This is a genomic window from Collimonas sp. GW821-FHT02H07, assembly GCF_059421505.1.
The window spans coordinates 117,988-140,050 of the sequence record NZ_JBWKVC010000011.1; the positions used below are offsets into that span (position 1 = coordinate 117,988).

Annotated in this window: 12 protein-coding genes and 2 pseudogenes; 9 read left to right on the forward strand and 5 right to left on the reverse strand. The window is 57.7% G+C overall.

Features of this window, described 5'->3' with window-relative positions:
* Positions 1–152: 152 nt before the first annotated feature.
* The 3 genes and pseudogenes from AC07V8_RS17605 to AC07V8_RS17615 all read left to right on the forward strand — a co-directional run.
* Entirely contained in the window at positions 153–1,511 is a 1,359-nt protein-coding gene (locus AC07V8_RS17605) for a winged helix-turn-helix domain-containing protein (RefSeq protein ID WP_494680254.1), read from the forward strand.
* 567 nt (positions 1,512–2,078) lie between these two features.
* A pseudogene (locus AC07V8_RS17610) lies at positions 2,079–2,189 on the forward strand (ESPR domain-containing protein); the annotation flags it as partial.
* A 561-nt stretch (positions 2,190–2,750) separates the two neighbouring features.
* Positions 2,751–9,638: pseudogene (locus tag AC07V8_RS17615) on the forward strand (YadA-like family protein); the annotation flags it as partial.
* Between the two features lie 71 nt (positions 9,639–9,709).
* Here the strand turns inward: AC07V8_RS17615 and AC07V8_RS17620 are convergent.
* Both AC07V8_RS17620 and AC07V8_RS17625 read right to left on the reverse strand, forming a co-directional pair.
* Positions 9,710–9,970 carry a hypothetical protein gene (locus AC07V8_RS17620; RefSeq protein WP_494680430.1) on the reverse strand — a complete coding sequence of 87 codons (261 nt, stop codon included), beginning with the start codon at positions 9,968–9,970 and terminating at the stop codon, positions 9,710–9,712.
* On the reverse strand, positions 9,934–10,821 hold the full coding sequence (locus AC07V8_RS17625; RefSeq protein ID WP_494680429.1) for a LysR family transcriptional regulator: 888 nt from the start codon (positions 10,819–10,821) through the stop codon (positions 9,934–9,936). The genes AC07V8_RS17620 and AC07V8_RS17625 overlap by 37 nt, the downstream gene beginning before the upstream one ends.
* Before the next feature lie 102 nt (positions 10,822–10,923).
* Between AC07V8_RS17625 and AC07V8_RS17630 the strand changes: the two genes are divergently transcribed.
* The 4 genes from AC07V8_RS17630 to AC07V8_RS17645 all read left to right on the forward strand — a co-directional run bounded on the left by AC07V8_RS17630 (position 10,924) and on the right by AC07V8_RS17645 (position 16,013).
* Complete coding sequence (locus tag AC07V8_RS17630; protein ID WP_494680428.1) at positions 10,924–11,475, forward strand: cytochrome b; 552 nt, start codon at positions 10,924–10,926, stop codon at positions 11,473–11,475.
* Between the two features lie 60 nt (positions 11,476–11,535).
* Positions 11,536–12,120: a YceI family protein gene (locus tag AC07V8_RS17635; protein ID WP_494680427.1), complete on the forward strand. Its 585-nt coding sequence runs from the start codon at positions 11,536–11,538 to the stop codon at positions 12,118–12,120.
* A gap of 39 nt (positions 12,121–12,159) precedes the next feature.
* Complete coding sequence (locus AC07V8_RS17640; protein WP_494680426.1) at positions 12,160–12,747, forward strand: YceI family protein; 588 nt, start codon at positions 12,160–12,162, stop codon at positions 12,745–12,747.
* A gap of 275 nt (positions 12,748–13,022) precedes the next feature.
* Positions 13,023–16,013, forward strand: coding sequence for an ESPR-type extended signal peptide-containing protein (locus AC07V8_RS17645; RefSeq protein ID WP_494680425.1), 2,991 nt, complete (start codon positions 13,023–13,025; stop codon positions 16,011–16,013).
* 178 nt (positions 16,014–16,191) lie between these two features.
* Here the strand turns inward: AC07V8_RS17645 and arr are convergent, their stop codons facing one another.
* Both arr and AC07V8_RS17655 read right to left on the reverse strand, forming a co-directional pair.
* The gene (arr, locus tag AC07V8_RS17650; RefSeq protein WP_494680424.1) at positions 16,192–16,626 is read right to left on the reverse strand and encodes an NAD(+)--rifampin ADP-ribosyltransferase; all 435 of its coding nucleotides are present in this window, start codon (positions 16,624–16,626) and stop codon (positions 16,192–16,194) included.
* Positions 16,627–16,854: 228 nt separating this feature from the next.
* On the reverse strand, positions 16,855–18,054 hold the full coding sequence (locus tag AC07V8_RS17655; protein ID WP_494680423.1) for an FAD-dependent oxidoreductase: 1,200 nt from the start codon (positions 18,052–18,054) through the stop codon (positions 16,855–16,857).
* A gap of 110 nt (positions 18,055–18,164) precedes the next feature.
* On the opposite strand from AC07V8_RS17655, the gene AC07V8_RS17660 reads away from it, so the two are divergent.
* Positions 18,165–18,689, forward strand: coding sequence for a MarR family winged helix-turn-helix transcriptional regulator (locus AC07V8_RS17660; protein WP_494680422.1), 525 nt, complete (start codon positions 18,165–18,167; stop codon positions 18,687–18,689).
* 699 nt (positions 18,690–19,388) lie between these two features.
* Complete coding sequence (locus AC07V8_RS17665; RefSeq protein WP_494680421.1) at positions 19,389–21,008, forward strand: carbohydrate-binding protein; 1,620 nt, start codon at positions 19,389–19,391, stop codon at positions 21,006–21,008.
* A 52-nt stretch (positions 21,009–21,060) separates the two neighbouring features.
* Here AC07V8_RS17665 and AC07V8_RS17670 read toward each other — a convergent pair whose 3' ends face one another.
* Complete coding sequence (locus tag AC07V8_RS17670) at positions 21,061–21,906, reverse strand: 2OG-Fe(II) oxygenase (protein WP_494680420.1); 846 nt, start codon at positions 21,904–21,906, stop codon at positions 21,061–21,063.
* Positions 21,907–22,063: the final 157 nt, after the last annotated feature.

Here is a 22,063-nt window from a genome sequence, read left to right on the forward strand (position 1 = left end):
CTGCTTCAGAACGGGACTGAAGGTAATGCAATTTTCAATTTCAATTCGATGATAAATTCCATGCCGCCGACTGCGAGGTCGGTCCCGGATTGAAAATATTGAGCGGTAAGAGATAAAGCAATAGTTGTTCTCGAATATTACAAGAAGAGAAAATGCAGCCCTGGCGTCGGAAAATTTCGGGTATTGCTCCCGCATCTGTTGGGCTTACGGTCGACCAATATGGATTTGTGGCCTATAACGATTCGATACTCGATTTGCCGCCTAAGGAGAGGGGGGCATTAAGTCTTTTGTTAAACGCATGGCCAAAGTCGGTTTCTAAAAAAGACTTTGCCCTGCATGTATGGAATGGGCGGATGTCTAATGAAAGTCTGGCGCGCTGCATGGCGCAGCTGCGACGGGTGCTTTCCCATATTGGCATGATAAAGATCGATTCACTGTACGGGCTCGGATATCGCCTGACCATCCAGACAGAGGATGTTGGTGCATCGGCTCAGTTGCCATCGGATCGCGACCATCAATCCGGTACGGTCAAGGTGCATCCTTCAGTAACGGCGGCGTGTTTCTATGCGCAGCAAGTTCTCCAGAAACATTCGCCTGCGGCATATGATCGGGCGGAATCGATCATCAATCATGTGATCTATCAAGCCCCTGATTACATTCCGGCGAAACTGGCATTGGCCCAATGCATGGCTAATCGGGCGTTCAGCGGAGTGCCATGCGGCCCGCAATTGATTGACGAAGCGCTGAAGATACTGACGTCTGTCGAGCACACCGAGCCTGGCGCATCGGGTTTGCAGTCACAACAGGCCAATCTTCTCGATGGCAAATGGCAGTTCAATGAAGCTCGGCTCATGCATGAGCAGGCATTGCTCCTGGCGCCGCAAAATCCTGCCACCCATTTCAATTATGGCTTGCATCTGCTCGCGACTGGCGCAGCCGCCGATGCCGTCACGGCGTTCCGCTCCGCCATCGAATTGAATCCCTTCTCGCCCGAGCAATCGATCATGCATGCGCGGTCCCTGGCTGCTGCCGGCGCAAGCGCCAGCGATATAGTCGAGCACGCGCGCGAGGCATATCGCATTCATCCGGACAGCCAGCAAGTGTATCTGTATTTGCTGGGCATGCTGGCGTTTGCGGATCCGCAGCCGGAACTGGCGCACGCCGCGCGGCAGATAAGCTTAAGCCGCTCTTCCTGGATCTACGCTGCCGGCACCATCTCCTATGTTCTCGCACAATGCGGCGACAGGGAAGGCGCCTTGGAACTGATTGCCGCACAGGCAACGGCCAGCGCCAGCATCCGCGTAACGCACCTGGCGGCTTTGATTACCCTGAATCTGGGGGACGAAGCGGTGCTTAGAGTGAAAGCGGCCATGCACGCTGGGTGTGGTCATTTGCCGATTTTGTTGAGATGCGTTGAAAATTCTGCGCTTAGAGAGCGTCAAGAATATCCCGCCATTCTTGCGCGCATATTTTCGCATCAGCCGCTGTCCGATCCGCCGTCCAATATATGAACGATGATTGTAAGGGCTTACTGAATCCTGTGGCGAGCGCTCAAGTCAAAGCACTTCAATATTAAGAGCCAAAGTTTGTTGTAACTCTTCTTCAGCGGCATTTCTGCATCGCTAAATCTACATCCTCAAAATATCCATAAGGCAACGTATCTGAATTCGGCTTTTTTCCGAGGATTCTTTCGTCAGCTATTAGCTAGATTGCCAATGGTTGTTGACAGAAGGCTTTGCCCTTCTCATCAGCCTTTAATGTAAAAACAACAAATCCTTACGACTTCCTGATGGTTTGGTTAATGATTGTTGGGTCTCCTTTTTTCTAAGGCGTTCACATCTATATTTGTAAATATCCAAAGTGGGTCGCCGATGAAATGCAGATTAATTTCATCCAAATGAATTTGTAGCAGTCATCTCGATGAGTCCATCAAATTCACGAAAGTGAAATTCAGAAATTAGTTTGATCGATTCTGGGATGTCGACCTGGGGCGCTTGGATGTTTGTGGGCGCTAGAACATCGTTGTCGAGCGCGGGAAAGTCGGATTACAGAACAAATCGAAACTAAAGGGAAACGTCGTGAATAAAAATTATCGGAGCATCTGGAACGAAGCTACAGGCGTGTGGACAGCCGTGTCTGAAAATTCGACTGCTCGTGGCAAATCAAAGAAGAGGGTTGTTCTGGGAGCAATCGCAGCTGTGATAATGCTATGCGAGGGAGCAGCTCACGCTGCTGGTTATAGTGCGGGTGGGGGCAATGCCACAACTGCCGCTTCAATTGCTATTGGAGATAACAACGTAGCCCCTACAGCCACTGGATCTGGTGCGATCGCTATTGGCGATAACACTGTTGCTAATGGCACAGTTACTACCGCTGTGGGGGCTAGCGCCAATGCTACCGGCACCAATGCAACAGCCTTCGGCGAGTATACTACTGCGGTCGGTAATGCTACTGCGGTCGGTGGTGGTTCGAGCGCAACAGTAGCTGGTGCTACTGCGGTTGGCTACGGTACCAATGCAACTTCCAGCAATGCTACAGCGGTTGGTAGTGCTGCGAACGCAACAGGCTCTGCCGCCACTGCGCTTGGCTATAATGCCAACGCGTCTGGTAGTTTTGCTACTGCGGTTGGCAATTACGCCAATGCTTCCGGCGCTGGTGCTATTGCGATTGGTGATAACGTCACTACCGCTGCAGTTGCGGCAGCCTCGGATGGCATAGCCCTAGGTGGTCAATCTTCCGTATCAACTACAAGTACTTCGGGTATTGCCATTGGACGTGGCGCCACGGTTACAGCCGCTTATGGCGTCGCCGAAGGCGATGGTGCTGCAGCCAGCGTAGCTGGTTCGATAGCGCTTGGCAAAGGAGCTACGACGACCGGAACGTTAACGGCTGCGACTGGTGGGACAACTAGTATAAGTACTGCCCCGATAGGGACCACCACTTATAGCGGGTTCGCTGGTGCCAGTGCCACGGCAGGTGTAGTGAGCGTAGGTGCGCCCGGAACAGAGCGCCGGATTCAGAATGTCGCCGCCGGGCTGATTACCGCCGGTAGTACAGACGCTGTTAACGGGAGCCAATTGTATAGCGTGGCAAGCACGGTGGGCTCCAATATCACTTCTTTGTCGACTTCGACGTCAACTGGTTTGAGTACTGCAACCAGTGGAATTGCATCGTTGTCGACCGGCCTGAGCACGACCAACAGCAACGTGACCTCGCTGTCAACTTCTACCTCCACGGGCATCAGCACGGCGCAAAGCGGCGTGAATTCACTGTCTACTGGTCTGAGCACAACGAATAGCAACGTGGCTTCGTTGTCGACTTCGACCTCGACGGGTCTGAGCACGACCAACAGCAACGTGACGTCGCTGTCGACGTCGACTTCGACCGGTATCAGCACGGCACAAAGTGGCGTGAATTCGCTGTCCACTGGCCTGAGTACAATGAATAGCAATGTGGGTTCGTTGTCGACTGGCTTGAGTTCAACCAATAGCAGCGTGACTTCGTTGTCGACTTCGACCTCGACGGGTATCAGCACAGCGCAAAGCGGTGTGAATTCGCTTTCCACTGGGCTGAGCACCACGAATAGCAATGTGGGTTCGTTGTCGACGGGCTTGAGTTCAACCAATAGCAACGTGACTTCGTTGTCGACTTCGACCTCGACGGGGCTGAGCACGACCAACAGTAACGTGATCTCGCTGTCGACCTCGACTTCGACCGGTATCAGCACGGCGCAAAGTGGTGTGAATTCACTGTCCACTGGCCTGAGTACAACAAATAGCAATGTGGGTTCGCTGTCGACAGGCTTGAGCACGACCAACAGCAACGTGACCTCGTTGTCGACCTCGACTTCGACCGGTCTGAGCACAGCGAACAGCAATGTTGGCTCCCTGTCGACAGGTCTGAGCACGACCAACAGCAGCGTGTCATCGCTGTCGACCTCGACCTCGACCGGTATTAGCACAGCACAAAGTGGTGTGAATTCGCTGTCCACAGGTCTGAGTACAACGAATAGCAATGTGGGTTCGTTGTCGACTGGCCTGAGCACGACCAACAGCAACGTGACCTCGTTGTCGACCTCGACTTCGACCGGCATCAGCACGGCGCAAAGCGGTGTGAATTCGCTGTCCACCGGTCTGAGCACCACGAACAGCAATGTTGGCTCGCTGTCGACTGGTCTGAGCACAACCAACAGCAGCGTGTCATCGCTGTCAACCTCGACGTCGACTGGCATCAGCACCAACGCGAGCAACATTGGCTCGCTGTCGACTGGTTTGAGCTCCACCAACAGCAACGTGAGCTCGCTGTCGACGTCGACCTCGACCGGCATCAGTACGGCACAAAGCGGTGTGAATTCGCTTTCCACTGGGCTGAGCACCACGAACAGCAATGTGGGTTCGTTGTCGACAGGGCTGAGCACAACCAATAGCAATGTGACGTCGCTGTCGACCTCGACCTCGACGGGTATCAGCACCAACGCGAGCAACATTGGCTCGCTGTCGACTGGGCTGAGCACGACCAACAGCAACGTGACCTCGCTGTCAACTTCTACCTCAACCGGCATCAGTACGAACGCCAGTAACATAGGTTCGCTGTCAACAGGTCTGAGTACAACGAACAGCAATGTTGGCTCGTTGTCGACTGGTCTGAGCACGACCAACAGCAACGTGAGCTCGTTGTCGACCTCGACGTCGACCGGTATCAGCACGAACGCCAGCAACATCGGTTCGTTGTCTACCGGTCTGAGCACCACGAACAGCAATGTTGGCTCCCTGTCGACCGGGCTGAGCACGACCAACAGCAACGTGACGTCGTTGTCGACATCGACCTCGACCGGCATCAGCACGAACGCCAGCAACATTGGTTCGTTGTCGACAGGGCTGAGCACGACCAACAGCAACGTGAGCTCGTTGTCGACGTCGACTTCGACCGGGATCAGTACGAACGCCAGCAACATCGGTTCGTTGTCCACTGGCTTGAGCACGACCAATAGCAGCGTGTCATCGCTGTCGACCTCAACCTCGACCGGCATCAGCACGAACGCCAGCAACATTGGTTCGTTGTCGACAGGGCTGAGCACGACCAACAGCAGCGTGTCATCGCTGTCGACAGGGCTGAGCACGACCAATAGCAGCGTGTCATCGCTGTCGACCTCAACCTCGACCGGCATCAGCACCAACGCCAGCAACATCGGTTCGCTGTCGACCGGGCTGAGCACGACCAACAGCAACGTGACCTCGCTGTCGACCTCGACCTCGACCGGCATCAGCACCAACGCCAGCAACATCGGTTCGCTGTCAACAGGGCTGAGCACGACCAACAGCAGCGTGTCATCGCTGTCGACCTCGACGTCGACCGGCATCAGCACGAACGCCAGCAACATCGGTTCGTTGTCGACGGGGCTGAGCACAACCAACAGCAGCGTGTCATCGCTGTCAACCTCGACCTCGACTGGCATCAGCACCAACGCCAGTAACATCGGTTCGTTGTCGACTGGCCTGAGCACGACCAACAGCAACGTGACTTCGCTGTCGACATCGACCTCCACGGGTATCAGTACCAACGCGAGCAACATCGGTTCGCTGTCGACTGGCCTGAGCACAACCAACAGCAGCGTGTCATCGCTGTCAACCTCGACTTCGACGGGCATCAGCACGAACGCCAGCAACATTGGTTCGTTGTCGACAGGGCTGAGCACGACCAACGGCAACGTGAGCTCGTTGTCGACGTCGACTTCGACCGGGATCAGTACGAACGCCAGCAACATCGGTTCGTTGTCCACTGGCTTGAGCACGACCAATAGCAGCGTGTCATCGCTGTCGACCTCAACCTCGACGGGCATCAGCACGAACGCCAGCAATATCGGCTCGCTGTCGACAGGGCTGAGCACGACCAACAGCAGCGTGTCATCGCTGTCGACATCGACCTCCACGGGTATCAGCACGAACGCTAGCAACATCGGTTCGCTGTCGACAGGGCTGAGCACGACCAACAGCAACGTGAGCTCGCTGTCAACCTCAACCTCGACCGGCATCAGCACGAATGCCAGCAACATTGGTTCGCTGTCCACTGGCCTGAGCACGACCAACAGCAGCGTGTCATCGCTGTCAACCTCGACCTCGACCGGTATCAGCACGAACGCGAGCAACATCGGTTCGCTGTCGACAGGGGTGAGCACGACCAATAGCAATGTGGATTCGCTGTCGACATCGACCTCGACCGGTATCAGCACGAACGCGAGCAACATCGGTTCGCTGTCGACAGGGTTGAGCACAACCAACAGCAATGTGAGCTCGCTGTCAACCTCGACGTCGACGGGCATCAGCACGAACGCCAGCAATATCGGCTCGCTGTCGACAGGGCTGAGCACGACCAACAGCAACGTGACTTCGCTGTCGACATCGACCTCCACGGGTATCAGCACGAACGCGAGCAACATCGGCTCGTTGTCGACAGGCCAGAGTACAACGAACAGCAACGTGTCTTCGCTGTCGACGTCGACTTCGACCGGCATCAGTACCAACGCCAGCAACATCGGTTCGTTGTCGACGGGGCTGAGCACAACCAACAGCAGCGTGTCATCGCTGTCAACCTCGACCTCGACGGGCATCAGCACCAACGCCAGCAACATCGGTTCGCTGTCGACAGGTCTGAGCACGACCAACAGCAATGTGACGTCGTTGTCGACGTCGACTTCAACGGGTATCAGCACCAACGCCAGTAACATTGGTTCGTTGTCGACAGGCCTGAGCACGACCAACAGCAACGTGACCTCGCTGTCGACTTCGACCTCGACCGGCATCAGCACGAATGCCAGCAACATTGGATCGCTGTCAACAGGTCTGAGCACCACTAACAGCAACGTGACGTCGCTGTCAACCTCGACTTCGACCGGCATCAGCACCAACGCCAGCAACATCGGTTCGCTGTCAACAGGCCTGAGCACGACCAACAGCAGCGTGTCATCGCTGTCAACCTCGACGTCGACCGGCATTAGCACGAACGCCAGCAACATCGGTTCGCTGTCAACAGGCCTGAGCACGACCAATAGCAACGTGAGCTCGTTGTCGACCTCAACCTCGACGGGCATCAGCACGAATGCCAGCAACGTCGGTTCGCTGTCAACAGGCCTGAGCACGACCAACAGCAACGTGAGCTCGTTGTCGACCTCGACTTCGACCGGGATCAGCACGAACGCCAGCAACATCGGTTCGTTGTCGACAGGCCTGAGCACGACCAACAGCAATGTGGCTTCGTTGTCGACTTCGACCTCGACGGGTCTGAGCACAACCAACAGCAACGTGGCTTCGTTGTCGACGTCGACTTCGACCGGGATCAGTACGAACGCCAGCAACATCGGTTCGTTGTCGACTGGCCTGAGCACGACCAACAGCAACGTGACCTCGCTGTCGACCTCGACTTCGACCGGCATCAGCACGAATGCCAGCAACATCGGTTCATTGTCGACAGGCCTGAGTACAACGAACAGCAACGTGACTTCGCTGTCGGCCTCGACCTCGACCGGGATCAGCACGAGCGCCAGCAACATCGGTTCGTTGTCGACAGGGTTGAGCACGACCAACAGCAACGTGGATTCGTTGTCGACCTCGACCTCGACTGGCATCAGCACGAACGCCAGCAACATCGGTTCGTTGTCGACGGGCCTGAGCACGACCAACAGCAATGTGACCTCGCTGTCAACGTCGACCTCGACCGGCATCAGCACCAACGCCAGCAACATCGGTTCGTTGTCGACGGGCCTGAGCACGACCAATAGCAACGTGACTTCGCTGTCGACCTCGACCTCGACCGGCATCAGCACCAACGCCAGCAACATCGGTTCGCTGTCGACTGGCCTGAGCTCCACCAACAGCAACGTGACTTCGCTGTCCACAGGTCTGAGCACGACCGATAGCAACGTGACCTCGCTGTCAACTTCGACTTCAACCGGCATCAGCACCAACGCCAGCAACATCGGTTTGTTGTCGACGGGTCTGAGCACGACCAACAGCAACGTGACCTCGCTGTCGACCTCGACTTCGACCGGCATTAGCACCAACGCCAGTAATATCGGTTCGTTGTCGACTGGCCTGAGCACGACCAACAGCAACGTGACGTCGTTGTCGACCTCGACCTCGACGGGCATCAGCACCAACGCCAGCAACATCGGTTCGTTGTCGACAGGGCTGAGCACGACCAACAGCAACGTGAGCTCGCTGTCGACCGCAACTTCGACTGGCATTGCTTCACTGTCGACGGGAGTTGCCAACTCAGTTCAGTATGACAATCCTGGCCACACCAGCGTTACTCTGGGAGGAGTTGGAGCTACAACGCCGGTGACTCTTACCAATGTGGCTGCTGGTGTGAAGCCAACCGATGCTGTGAATTTCAGTCAGCTGTCGTCTTTGTCTACTTCAACGTCGGCTGGCATCAATTCGCTGTCAACCGGCTTGAGTACGACGAACAGTAACGTGACGTCGTTGTCGACCTCGACGTCAACAGGGATCAGTACGGCGCAAAGCGGCGTCAATTCACTGTCAACGGGGCTGAGTACAACCAACAGCAATGTGTCGGCGCTATCGACGTCGACTTCGACGGGCTTGAGCACGGCGGCTAGCGGCATCAATTCGTTGTCAACCGGCCTGAGTTCCACCAACAGCAGCGTATCGTCGCTGTCGACCTCAACTTCAAGCGGCTTGAGCGTAGCAACGAGCGGTATCAATTCCTTGTCAACCGGCGTGGCGTCGATATCAACCGGGCTGCAACAATTGACTACGCTTTCAACAAGCATGGTCGGTGTCGGTTCATTATCGACGTCGCTGAAACCGCTTGCAGATGCATCTAGTGGTGCTGCTGCCAACGGTTCAACGATTGGTGTCACTACCATCGGCGGCGCCAACAGCGACGGCACGGTGCAGACGCGCGGCACCAACGGCACGGTGATCAACAATGTGACGCCGGCAACCTGCACCACAGTCAAGGGTGTGGATGCAACGGGTTCAGGCTTGTGCGCGCAGGCCACTAAAGATGGCGCCACGGCATTCGGTTCCAACGCCCAGGCAACCGATGCCAATACCACTGCTGTGGGCTTCCGTGCCTTGGCGTCGCAGGCCGGATCCGTGGCGATTGGCAATAACGCTCAGGCGACTGGCGATCCTACTGTCGCGATTGGTCAGAATTCGCTGGCCTCCGGGAATAACTCTGTCGCCACCGGTGCAGGGGCGCAAGCCACCGGGAACAATGCGGTGGCCTTGGGCGCCGGTTCGATAGCGGATCAAGCCAATACCGTGTCGGTGGGGGCTCCCGGCAGCGAGCGTCGTATCACCAACGTGGCGGCAGGTGTCAATCCAACCGATGCCGTCAATGTCTCGCAGTTGTCTGCTGTGCAAAGCCAGGTTGGAGACGTGCAGCGTATCGCCTTTAGCGGAGTGGCGATGGCAGGGGCTCTGGCAGGTCTTCCACAGGTTGATACCGGCAAGACGTTTGCATTGGGTGCGGGAATCGGTAGTTATGCCGGTTACACGGCTCTGTCGATCGGCGCCAGCGCCCGCGTCAGCCAGAACGCCGTTATCAAATTCGGTGTCAGCACGACATCCGGTACGCGCACATTGATCAATGCTGGAGTTGGCTTTTCATGGTAACGAAAAGCTAGTTTTTACATGTGCTTCGAATGAGCGTCCTCGGGCGCTCATTTTTTTTAATAAGCATGATTTTAATGAAATATGAAATATGAAATTGGCGCCCAGACCGTGATGCCATTCGTTCCAATCAATTTTCCGCTTGCTCCCATCCTGGGCTCACGTTTGTCATCTGCATCATTCCTGGCGAAATCGTTTCCTTGGAAAATATTTGATGAATCAATCGGATTTGAAATCGGCGATGGCGCTGAAACTGACCAGGAAAGGATGGTCGGAATTTTCTTCTCGGGACTGCTTGTTAAGTCATTTCTTCCTGCAAGTACTGTTTCAGCCACTGCAGCGCCGGCCCGACCGGCGCATCGATACGATTGATCAGCGAGAGCTTGTAGTCCGAGCGGAAGCGGTCAATCAGGTTCAGGCGCAGCAGCGTGCCTGCCGCCAGGTCGTTCTCGACCAGATGCAGCGGCATCGAGCCCCAGCCCAGGCCGGCCAGAAGCAAGCGGTGCTTGGCGCCAAGGTCGGCCAGCTTCCAGATACGGGCGCCATACACACCGAAATTTTGCCCCTCGGTCAGCCGGCTGCGGTCGGTCAGGACCAGCTGGGTATGTTCGCGCGCTTCGGCAATGCGTATCTGCGTGCGCTGTGCCAACGGATGGCTGGCGGCCGCCACCGGCACCAGCTGGATGCCACCCAGGGAATCGGTTTCGATGACGTCGGGCCAGTTGCTGCTGGGGCCGCTGATGCCCAGGCAGCATTCGCCATCCATCACCAGCTTCAATACGCCGCCCAGTGCTTCCATGGTCAGGTTCAGGGCCACGGTCGGGAACGCGCTGGTGAAGGCCTGCAGCGCCGCGGTCAGTTTCTGGAACGGGAACATGACGTCGACCGCCAGCGATATCTCGGCCTCGAGGCCTTGCGCCATGCCGGCGGCATTGGCCGACAGCTGGCTCATCAGCAGGTCGAGCTTGCGCGCATCGGCAAAGATCGCCCGGCCCGCTGCGGTTAGCGTCGGACGGCGCTTGCTGCGCTCGAAAACCGCAATGCCCAGTTCGGCTTCCAGGCTGGCGATGGTGTAGCTGATCACCGACTGGGCGCGGCCGAGGCGGATTGCGGCTGCCGAAAAGCTGCCGGTTTCGCAGACAATAATGAATGTGCGCAGCTGGTCGATGCTGGGAGAGTTCGCCATGGATATCCAAAAAATCGATATTAATGATTCATTCTATCTGATTGTTTGGATGACGTTGCGTGGCTATATTGATAACCCTGATATCACCAACCTCGTATCAATATGGCTATTCGTTCAAATATATTGCGTTATAACAATACTGCTATCGCGTTGCACTGGCTGATCGCGCTCCTCATCGTCTGGGGCTTCGCCTTGGGCTGGGTCATGACGGATATCCCTGGCATCACGCCCGCCAAGCTGAAGTATTTTTCCTGGCACAAATGGCTAGGCGTCACCGTCTTTGTGCTGGCCCTGGTGCGTCTCGGCTGGCGCCTCGGCCACCCGGCGCCGGCGCTCGGCAACGCCATGCATACGGCGGAGAAATTCGCCGCCCATGCTGCGCACTTCCTGCTCTACGTCCTGATGCTGGGCATCCCGGTCAGCGGTTATTTCTATACCGCGGCAGCCGGCATCCCGGTGGTGTACCTGGGCATCCTGCCGCTGCCGACCCTGATCGCACCAGACCAGGCGCTCGCCGCCTCCCTGAAAACTGTGCATATCTGGATGAACTACGGCTTGCTGGCGATCGTAGCGGCCCATTTGCTGGGCGTGATCAAGCATGAAGTGCTGGACCGGCAGCGCCTGCTGGCGCGCATGCTGCCGTTCGGTAAATGACCGCGGCCTGGCTTACTTGCGTTATACCCACGCTAACCATCCCCATTTTTTGAGAAATTGATGATGAATACCATTTATCCGATTCCCGGCCTGCGCACTATCGCGCTGTTCTCCACATTTGTCCTGGCCGGCGCCATGGCGGCAAGCGGCGCCTGCGCTGCCGCCGGCCTTGCAAAAACCGATGTGGCCGTAGTGTTCAAGCAGATGAACGTGCCGGTCGAAGGCAAATTCAAGCAAGTGCGGGCGGACGTCCAGTTCGACCCCGCCAATCTCGCGGCAGCTCGCGCCAAGATCGACCTCGATATCGCCAGTTTCGACATCGGCTCGGCCGAGTACAACAAGGAAGTCGCCGGCAAGGACTGGTTCAATGCCTCGGCCTTTCCGACCGCTTCGTTTGTTTCGACCCAGATCAAGGCAGCCGGCGCCAATGCCTACAGTGTTGCCGGGACCCTGAAGATCAAGGGCAAGTCGGCTGACGTCGTGATCCCGGTCCAATACCGCAAGGAAGGTGGCATCCAGGTTTTCGACGGCGTGCTGCCGATCAAGCGCCTGCAATTCGACATCGGCAGCGGCGACTGGAAAGACACCAGCCTGGTGGCCGACGACGTCCAGATCAAGTTCCATCTTGTGGTACCTGCCAAGTAATCATCTAATCATCTTACCCATCCACACAAGGATCATCCAATGAAAAAGCACGCTCTCATCGCCATCGCCATTGCCTCTGCCGCTGCTGTTGTCTCCGGATCGGCTTTCGCTGCCGTTTCCACCTACAATCTCGACCCATCCCACACTTACCCCAGCTTCGAGACTGACCACGGCGGCATGTCCGTCTGGCGCGGCAAGTTCACCAAATCGAAAGGAGTGATCGTGCTCAACCGCGCCGCCAAGACCGGCAGCGCCGAAGTCGTCATCGACGCGGCATCGATCAGTACTGGCAATGCCTTGCTGGACAAGCATGTCGGCTCAGCTGAGATCCTCGATGCCGCCAAATACCCGACCGCCGTCTACAAGGGCAGCGCGATCCGCTTCGACGGCGAACAGCCGGTTGAAATCCAGGGCGCATTGACTTTGCACGGCGTCACCAGGCCGCTCAACCTGAAGATCGATGCTTTCAAGTGCGCCATCGATCCGATGCTCAAGCGCGAAGTGTGCGGCGCCAATGCCACCGCGCAGTTCAATCGCGCCGATTTCGGCGTCGATTATGGCAAGTCGGAAGGTTTCAGCATGCTCACCAAGCTGCAGATCCAGGTGGAAGGCATGAAAGCGGATTGATCGTCCGCCGCACAGCTGTTGATATGAATCCGATGGCCCTCGCTGCGAAGCGAACGAGGCCGTCGCTTTTTCGGATTTACAGAATCGAAATGGCTGGGAAGCCAGATTGAAATTTCTGGAGTGTAACTTTAATATTGCTTAACTATTATCTAATGTTCGTTTTTATGACTAATACTAATATTCATTAATTGCATTTAAGACTAGTCCAATATGTAGGGAAAGTCTTAATCCTCATACTCGCTCCTATCAAATTTTCATCCAGATAGGAGCCAGTCATGAACCAAATCCATCGTGTGCTGTGGAACGAAACCACCGGTACTTTCACTGCGGTTGCGGAAACCGCCAAGAGCAAAGGCAAGCGCTCGTTGAGCCGCACCTTGCGCCGCGCTGCGGTTGCCGGCGTGTTGGCCATGGGCGCTGCCGCGGCCATGGCCGGCGAAGTGTGTGAGTTGCCAGATGGCACGAGCGGCACAATGGGTGCTAATGGGGTGTGTGCAGCAGATATGTCGCTGATGAGCGACATCGGCCTTTTTTCGGCAACCATGCCATCATCGCCGGGTCTTGCCATTGTTTCTGGCGGGAGTGCTACTACAGGCAATGCCAATGACATTGCCATTGGTAATTCTTCGAATGGCAGTTCAAGTGCTGGTGCCTATCCGGCGATTGGTATTGGTACCAGTGCAACTGCTACTGGTCTGAACACCATTGCGCTTGGTACTGGCGCGAGTGCTACAGCCGACGCCGCAACGGCAATTGGCAGTAATGGCTCGGTAGCATCCGGTTACGGGTCTACTGCAGTTGGCGGTACGGCATCGGGGCAATATTCTTTGACGTTTGGACTCGCCAGCCAAGCCGCCGCAACACAGGCCTTAGCTGCTGGGTATGGCGCAAAAGCCTTGGGCGCCAATGCGGTTGCCATCAGCACCGGCGCGACTGCCGCCGCGACTAGCTCCATCGCCATAGGTAATACTGCCAACGTGGATGCCACGGCCATCAGTGGAACTGCCATTGGCGCTGGCGCCAAGATCAATGCCAACATGGGCAATGGCATTGCGCTGGGTAGTAACTCGGTCGTAGATCGCCTTAACGCTGTGTCAGTCGGCTCATCTGCCCAGCAGCGCCAAATTGTGCACGTTGCCAACGGTACGGCAGCCACCGACGCGGTAAACGTGTCGCAGCTCACGCCAGTTGTGACTGCGTTAGGTGGTGGTGCTTCAGTCAATCCAACGACCGGCGCTGTGACTGGCCCAATATACTCGCTGACCAACGGCGGCAGCCAGACCACAGTCGACGGTGCGCTAAGCGGGTTGGACACGGCATTAAATGTCACCAAAAGCAGTGTCGCCACCAACGCAACAGCTATCACCAACCTGACCACTCAGCTCAACAGTGGCGCTGTGGGTCTGGTACAGCAGGCTTCGGCAACTGCCGATATCACCGTGGCTGCGAGTCACGGCGGCACAGCGGTGGACTTCGCCGGCACGAGCGGCACGCGCACGCTCAAAGGCTTGACAGCGGGCGTCGACGCTACCGATGCGGTGAACATGAGCCAGTTGAACGCCACCAATGCGAGCGTTGCAACCAACACAACGAACATTGCAGCGAACACGGCCAATATCGCAACTAACATGACCAACATCGGCAACCTCGATGGCCGCGTGACAATGAGCGAAGGCGACATCACCAACATCAAGCAACAGCTGGTTGACATCGGCGACGGTACAGCCGGTCTGGTGCAGCAAGACGCGACGACTAGAAATGTTACTGTTGCTGCGGCAAGCGGCGGTGCGGTGGTCGACTTCAGTGGCACCGACGGCACCCGTACCTTGTCTGGCGTTACAGCCGGCGTGGCCGACACCGATGCCGTGAACATGAGCCAATTGAGCACCACCAACAGCAACGTTGCCGCCAACACGACGAATATTGCGGCCAACACCAGCAACATCGGCATCCTCGATGACCGCGTGACCGTGAGCGAAGGCGATATCACCAGCATCAAGCAGCAATTGGTCGACATCGGCGACGGCGCCGCCGGCCTGGTGCAGCAAGACGCCGTCTCGGGCCGCATCTCGGTCGCCGCGGCAACCGGCGGTTCGGTAGTGGACTTCAGCGGCAGCGCCGGCGTGCGTACCCTGAGCGGCCTGGCCGACGGCAGCATTGCAGCCGGCAGTAGCGAAGCGGTGACGGGCAATCAATTGTTCAACACCAACAATGCGGTATCGGCGCTGGGCACCCGCGTCGGCGCCACGGAAACCAGTATCACCAACATCAACGGCGCGCTGGCCGACCTTGGTTCGTCAATGACCGGCGCGGTGAGCTACAACGCCGATCGCTCGATGGTGGCGCTGGGCGGCGCTGGCGGCACCATGATCGACAACTTGAACAACGGTATCATCTCGGCCTCCAGCATGCAGGCGGTCAACGGCAGCCAGTTGTTCAACATGCAGGCGGCATGGGATCAGAAATTGCAGGATCTGGCCGATTCGTCGGATGTCGCGCTGGCCGATCTGAAGCTGAAAGTCGACGATCTGAGCGGTACGGTAGCCGATCAAGGCAAGCAGCTAGGCGAGGTCAACGACCGCGTCGGCCTGATTGAAACCGGCATCGCCGACGGCTCCATCGGCGGTGGCGGCGGCTCCGGCGTCAATCCGCAAGGCAACGCGGAAATCGGCAACGGCGCCTCGGCCTCAGGCAACAATTCGTCCGCCATCGGCAGCGGCGCGGTTGCTTCCGGCGACAACAGCACAGCGGTTGGCGCAGACGCATCAGCCACCGGCGACAAGAGTACGGCGCTGGGCGCCAACGCATCGGCAACGGGCAGCAACTCAGTCGCCATCGGCGCAGGTTCGGTGGCGGATCGCGACAATAGTATCTCGTTCGGTTCCGCAGGCAGCGAGCGTCAGTTGACCAACGTGGCCGACGGTACGCAAGCCACCGATGCTGTCAACAAGCGTCAGCTGGACGGCGCCATCGCCGGCGTGAACGACCGCATGGACGGCATGAATAGCCGTATCGACCGGCTGGACAAGCGCGTCGACGAAATGGGCGCGATGAGCACTGCTGCCGCACAGATGGCGCTTTCCACCGCCGGCCTGGCGGGCACGCATCGTCTCGGTGTCGGCATCGGTGCGCAGAATGGCCAATCAGCGCTTGCCTTGGGCTATCAGCGTGTGCTGGGTAAAGGGACGCGGACTTTGAACCTGGGCGGCTCTGCTTCGACACGCGGCACAGTATCGATTGGCGCCGGGGCTGGTTTCTCCTGGTAAGCAAATCGATCATTGACGACTGAGCCTTGTCGGTAACCACACCGCCAAATCTCGCAATGGCGAGGTGGCTACAGCGCTGCGCGCGCCGAGGCGGGGGCGTTCGCTTGCTCAGATCGCTGAAATCGATTCGGCTCGCATCCGAAAGCGCATCAAGCGCCCGAGGATGCGGGGGAGCAACTCAGTCGTCGATTGCTTCAACACCAAGCAGCCTAAGTCCCTCAACGTGGTCCTTCATGGCCTGGAGTGCTTCGGGGGAGTGCCCTTGCCAATCCGTGACTTCGCCCGTGACCCGTAGCGGCTCTCGGGAGCGGTACGACTTCGTCGGATTACCCGGGTATTTCTTGTCCGTCAGATTGGGATCATCCATCATCGGGCCGGTCGGTTCCACTATGTATATTCTGCCGCGACCTTCGCCGCGCGCCAGCTCGGCTCCCCAGGTGGCTGCATCCAGGGTGGCGGTCAGGTAGACGTAGGTCGCCGTCTTCCCCTTGCCGTAGTTAGAGGTGTAGCCGGGCTCGATGAGGTCTCCCGGCTTCAGGTCAGCACGTGTGCCATGGTAGAACCTCTGTGCACTCGGGGCGTCGGTAGCTGCCGCCGGTTCGCTCCTAATCATATTTCTCTTCCTTTTCCGGGCAAGTGATAGATGACGTCCGGCAGATGCTCATGCAGGCAGAACGGGCCGGAATGTAATGTGGATGGCTGATAAGCAAGGCGAGACTGGTGAAGTCTACTTACACGGCAGGCTTATGTCTACCGCGCAGGGATATTCAACGCGCCGCGCGTTTCTTCTATCCAGGATCGTTGGGGCAGGCCATTGCAGCGTCAATCGGGCGTGCAGCAATTATGCTGTCACGACATCGTCCCAATCGATGCGATAGCCATGCAAGGCACCGAACATCTTTTCCGGTGTGAAGAAGGTCTTCATCGCAATCGGCATCAAAAGGCTGAACAATGCCTTGGCCATCGGCCCGGAGGCTCTTCTATTGTTGGTCTTCGCTGCGTCCGCGGCGACTTTCTCGACCCTGGGCCGGCGCAGCCGCTCGTAGGCGAGAAAGGCCGTCGCAAGGTCGGGCAGGTCGCGCAGGCAGCGCGCCAGCTGGATGGCGCTCTCCATGGCGAGCGACGCGCCCTGGCCTGAACTCGACGATGGCGCATGCGCGGCATCGCCGACCAGCACCATGCGGCCGCGATGCCAGTGCGGCACCGGCGGCAGGATTTCTCCCGCGCCTGTGACGAGCAACTGCTCGGGACTCGTGTGGGCAAGCAATGCGCCTCCGGGAATGTCGTCGCGATAGACCTCGCGCAATGTCTCCAGCCACTGCGCCGCCGGCACGGCCCTTGCCTCTGCCGCCGTCAACGGCGTCGGGTGCGGCAGATTGCCAAACCACATGGTGTTGCCGTCCGCTTCAGTCCAATGGCCGAGAAATGCGCGCTTTCCATGCGCGAAGTGCATGGCGCCAGGAAGGCCAATTGCGCCGCTGCCTATCGCGCGCCCGCCGAATCCGAGCAGGCCGGTGTACTGCGGTCCTGGCGCCTGCGGATCGATCAGCGTGCGGACTGCGGATCGGATCCCGTCAGCGCCTATCAGCACGTCCGCACTGGCGCTGCTGCCGTCGGAAAATCGTGCGGTAATGCCCGCAGCGGTCTGGTCGACCCCAGTCAGTCGCTTGCCGTATTCAATGGAGATGCCATGTGCTGCTGCGTGCCGGTGCAGCACGCGGCACAGCTCAGAGCGCCATAGGAGCAGGCTTGACGGCATGCCAGGCAGGCCGGGAAACTCGCCGACAGGCTTGCCGCGCCCGTTCGCCATCACCATGCGCGTAATCGGCTGGCCGATGGCGCGCACAGCCTCGTCCGCACCGATGATGCGCAGTGCGTCGAGGCCGTTCGGCGCGACCATGAGGGTGCCGCCGACGCCTTGCGCCGAGCTTGGGTACGCCTCGTGGACTGTGGCTTCGATGCCTGCTTTACGCAGCGCCAGGGCCGTCAGGGGTCCGGCGATGCCGCCGCCGATTATCAAGGCCGTTCTGATTTTTGCCATGTTTTTCTCCAGGATGTCCGTTGAATGCGCCCGTCTGGTAACATTCATGCAATTGATTGTATATTACTTAGTAACTAAGATACTTTTACTCTAAGATATTTGGGGCGGCCATGTCAAGCGTCAAAACAAAGAAGGCAGCCTTGCTGCAGGCACTAGGGCTGGAGGTTCGCCGCATGAGCGCGCAGGGCGTGTTGTTGAGCGGCGCGGTGGCCGAGCGGGTGGGGCTGTCCAGCACAGACCTGGAATGCCTGGACTTCATCGTGATGGCTGGCGCTGATGCGTTGACGCCGAGCCAGTTGGCGACAGCGACCGGACTCACGACGGGCGCCATCACGGGGCTGGTCGACCGGCTGGAGAAGGCCGGCTTCGTCAGGCGCGAAGCCGACCCCACCGACCGCCGCAAGGTGCGCGTCGTGGCCTGCGAAGAGCGCGTGCGTCAGATGGGTATCTACTATGAGCGTCTGGCTCAGCGTACCGAGGCCGTATGGGCGCAGTTCAATGAAGAACAGTTGCGCACGGTGCTGGAATTCGCGCGCCGTTCCAGCGAGGTATCGATGGAGGAGGTGGCGCATATCCGCACCTTGCCGGTCTTGAAGGCGATCGATACAGCGCGCAAGCTTAAACCGAAGGATTGATTCGGTGGCATTTCAGCCAGGGCATATAAGCCTATGCGCTCCACGCCAGTGCGCCAAACAAAATATTGGCCGATGCTGCATATCGAGACAATCCTGGATGACATTTCCATATCTAGGGCCTGTTAACCGGCCCTAAGACCACATCATGAAATCAAGAAAGTGGTATGGCAGGCTCTGCCGCCACGATCTTTCCTCATTTTCCGCTGCTGTCGGCATTTTCGTCCGATGGATGGAACAGAGTGCGTTTTGGATGGAAGCGCATAGCTGAGCAACGCCGAATCACGGATGAAAAATTTCTTCCATATATTGGGGTTGGCAGAAATTTATAGCTGAAATTTCGGATGCTTTGCAAGTGGCATGGTGTTCCCGAAAAATATTCCAAACCACTTGACGTTCAATTTCGCAGGTCGCATCCTCAGCCAGCTGCAAACTTTAAAAATATAAATGACTTTGCTTAGGGGCGTAGACGCTTGTCGGATTCGCAGAAAATTGACTACGGTGCGGTCGGGGACAGAGCTTAGGGGCGATCTGCTGTTTGCTTGATTAGTGACGGCGTACTCTGTCCAAGTTACGGAAAAATATGTTCCGGTCTTTGTGCCTTTGTGAGACGAAGCCCGGTTTCCATCGCATATGTTTGTCTTCATTCTCCTATCCTGATTTGCTGCTGGCGCATCATTATTGATCGAGGAGAAGAGACGCATGAAAACAAAAGTATGCAATACCGTATTGATGGGGTTGATCGGCAGCCTGCTGGCAGCTTGCGGCGACGGTGGTACGCAAGACGCCGCGAGCAGCAGCCAGAAGCAATTCGTCTCCAGCGCGAAGGCCAGCTTGCCGGCTTGCGCCGCCGCGTGGGATGCCGCCGTCGCCTATCAAACCGACGCGGTAGCCAGCTACAGCAGCGTCAACTACAAGGCAAACTGGTGGACGCAAGGGAATAATCCTTCTACCAGCAACGGCGTTACCGGCAGCGGACAACCATGGACCTCTCAAGGCGCCTGCGGCGCACCAGCCCCGACGCCTACTCCAACGCCAACGCCCACCCCAATTCCAACGCCCACACCGACGCCAACTCCCACCCCAACTCCCACACCGACGCCTACCTCGGCACCCGGCTGCGTGATTTGGACTGACGGCGGTTCTTATACGGCCGGTGAAGTAGTCAGCTATAACGGATCGACATATACAGCATTGGTCACTCAAACCGATTATGCCGGCGCGGGCTGGAATCCGGCTGCATCGCCGACCTTATGGAAAGCAGGCGGTACTTGCAGCACACCGACACCGACACCAACACCGACACCAACACCGACACCGACACCGACACCGACACCGACACCGACACCGACACCGACACCGACGCCAACGCCAACGCCAACGGCATTTGTCTTCAGTCCATACAAGGACACCAGCCTGGCTTTCAATGCCACTACAAACGTGCTGAGTACGAACGTGACCGGCGCCTCCCAGCCGCTGCTGACTGCGATGCCATCGAATCTCACCGCCGTGACCTGGGCGTTCGCTACCGGCGCGTGCGGCAGTGAAATCTGGGGCACCGCCAACAACGGCGCAATCAATATGACATCGTCCATGGTTGCGTCCAACGTGCCGGCCTGGGTCAGCGCCGGTAAAAAATACATCGTCTCCACCGGTGGCTCGGCCGGTTCGTTCACTTGCACCAGCGATGCTGCATTTGCGGCTTTCATCAAAACCTTTTATTCCGCCAACATGGTGGGAGTCGATTTCGATATCGAAGCAGGTCAATCGCAGGCCGATGTCAACAATCTTGTCCAGCGCGCAGTGACTGCTCAGAAGACCTATCCGAACCTGCGCTTCAGCTTCACCGTGGCGACATTGGGGGGCAATGTTTCACCGGCGCTCGGCTATTACGGCGGCATGGTGATGAGTGCCATCAAGACCTATGGCATGACCAACTACATCATCAATCTGATGGCGATGGATTACGGCAGCCCGGCTGGCGGCAATTGCATGACCAACAGCAGCGGTGCTTGCGATATGGGAGCGTCAGCGGTGCAGGCGGCAATCGATCTGCACAACCAGTACAGCGTCCCGTACAGCCAGATTGAGGTAACGCCGATGATTGGCGGCAATGACTCAAGCAATGAAACCTTCTCGATCACCGACGCCGCGACCTTGGCCAGCTTTGCCAAGCAAAACGGACTGGCCGGCGTGCATTTCTGGTCTGTCGATCGCGACACAGACTGCGCGCCAGGTTCTGCCTCGCCGACCTGCAATACCTACGGATCGGCAGGAACGCTGGGCTTTACCAAGGCATTCCTGAGCGATCTTGGTTTGTAGTCAAGGTAATCCCAGTGCAGAGCCGACTCGCAAGAGCCGGCTCTTAAGCGTATCAATAATTGCGCGCTCGCAGCCATTTGTTGGCGATGACTTTCACACCCTCGATCACCGGACTGCCGGCATGCAAGGTTAAGGTATCGGGAAGATGCTGCTTGTCCGTGTTCAGGAAAAATACGGCGCCGCCCTTGTTCGGAAAGACTTCCAGCCCGATCGAGGGAAATGACGTGCCGCCGCCGCTTTCCACTTCGCTCAGGTACAAAACAAAGGTGCCCAGGCGCTGTCCGCCATGATCCATGTGTTTGCGTGGACCCGGCAATGCAGGATCAAACCAGTCGAAATGGGGTTGGTACTCATTGGTGGCTTGATAATGCTGGACTTGCATGCCTTCTCCGCGCTCGACCGGCCAGTGGGCAAGCGCAGCCAGGCGCGCCTCCACCCGGGCGACCAGCGGCGTTTCGCCGCGCTGTATCATCGCTCCGCGGCTGCTGCGATTCTGATGCAACTGCATGCTGCCGTCGGCGTCATTGACCACCGGGGAGCGCACCAGGCGCGGCTCGCAATAGGCCGCCATCGCGTCGCATTCCTCGTCGCTCAGCACGTTGCCCAGCAATACAATATGCGGTTGGCGCAGGGTCAGCAAAACCCTTACCTCGCGATCGGCGGTACGGATGATATTTGCCGATGTATCGATGTAGGGCATCTCCTTGGCAGCAGGAACGTTGGCGCTAAAGGCGCCATTGCTGGCTTCTTCGATTGCCGCGCGCGCCAGGCCGATACCGAAGCGGCCGTCGCGCACCAGCAAACTGACCATGCCATCCGGTTCGCAGGAACGGGCAAGGTTTTCCGTAATCCAGCTTTGCCATTCGTTGGGGAGAGAGGAAAGTGCCGATTTTGTCATGATTTCCTAGGGGCTGTTAAATAGAGTGAACCTGGATTGGCGTAAGCTGAGACACCAAAAAAGCCGGCTCGCGCGAGCCGGCTCCGTACTAAAGCAACTTCCCATCAAAGTCCGAGAGTCCGGATGAACGCGCTGGTGCATGACAAGCCTGTATCAC